Annotated in this window: 1 protein-coding gene; it reads right to left on the minus strand. The window is 68.9% G+C overall.

Annotated features, from left to right (window positions below):
* Positions 1–1,163: acyltransferase domain-containing protein (locus AWZ10_RS31285; protein ID WP_208618584.1), on the minus strand; the 1,163-nt coding region annotated here is incomplete at its 3' end.
* Between the last annotated feature and the right edge of the window lie 19 nt (positions 1,164–1,182).

The following is a 1,182-nucleotide window of genomic DNA, read 5'->3' on the forward strand; positions in this document are numbered from 1 at the left end:
AGGGGGGTGATCTGGCTGGTGGGGGTGGGGAGGGTCTTGGTCCAGTTGGTGGTGTGGCCCTGGACGTGGAGGAGGCTGAGGTTGTGCAGGAGTTGTGTCAGGGTGCCGTGGTTGCGGGTGAGGGTGCCGACGACGATGCCGTTGTGTTCGGTGGCGGCGTTGGTGAGGGGCATCGTCAGTACGGGGTGGGCGCTGATTTCGATGTAGGTGGTGTGGTGGTCGGTGAGGAGGTGGGTGAGGGCTTGGTCGAAGCGGACGGTGTCGCGCAGGTTGCGGCACCAGTACGGTCCGTCGAGTTGGGTGCCGGGGGTGGGTTGTCCGGTGACGGTGGAGTAGAAGGCGGTGTTGGTCTGGGTGGGGGTGATGTTGGTGAAGCCTGCGGCGAGGTTGGGCAGGAGGGGGTCCATGTGGGCGTGGTGGGAGGCGTAGTCGACGTTGATCTTGCGGGCGTAGACGTTGCGCTCTTGCAGCTCGGACACCAGTTGGTCCAGTGCTCCGGCTTCGCCGGAGATGACGGTTGAGGTTGAGGTGTTGATGGCGGCGATGGAGAGGGTTTGGCCGTAGGGGGCGATGAACTGTTCGACTTCGGCTTGGGGGCGTTCGATGAGGGCCATGCCGCCTTGGCCGGAGCAGGCCAGGACTGCCTGGGAGCGTTGGGCGACGATCTGGGCGCCCTGGTCCAGGGTGAGGGCGCCGGCGGTGACGGCGGCGACGACTTCGCCCTGGGAGTGGCCGATGACGGCGTCGGGGTGGATGCCGTGGGAGCGCCATAGGGCGGAGAGGGCCACGCCCATGGCGAAGAGGGCGGGCTGGATGACGTCGACCCGGTCGTGGGGCGGGTGCTCGCCGCCGTCACCGGTGAGGACCTCGCGTACCGACCAGCCGGTGAAGGGCTTCAGGGCCGCGTCGCAGGCGTCGATCGTCTCGGCGAAGACGGGTGACTGGGTGAGCAGGTCGCGGCCCATGCCGATCCACTGGCTGCCCTGTCCGGGGTAGACGAAGACGGTCTTGCCGCGCGGCTGGGCCGTGCCGGTCACGACCTGCTCGTGGGGCCGGCCCTCGGCGATGGCGCGGAGTCCAGCCGTGGCCTCGTGGGTTGATGCGGCGAGGACGGCGGCGCGGGTGTCGAAGTGGGTGCGGTGCAGCGCGGCCGTGGCGGCCACATCCGTCAGCGACACGGTG

It is taken from the genome of Streptomyces europaeiscabiei (genome assembly GCF_001550375.1).
GTDB classification, from domain to species: Bacteria; Actinomycetota; Actinomycetes; order Streptomycetales; family Streptomycetaceae; genus Streptomyces; species Streptomyces europaeiscabiei.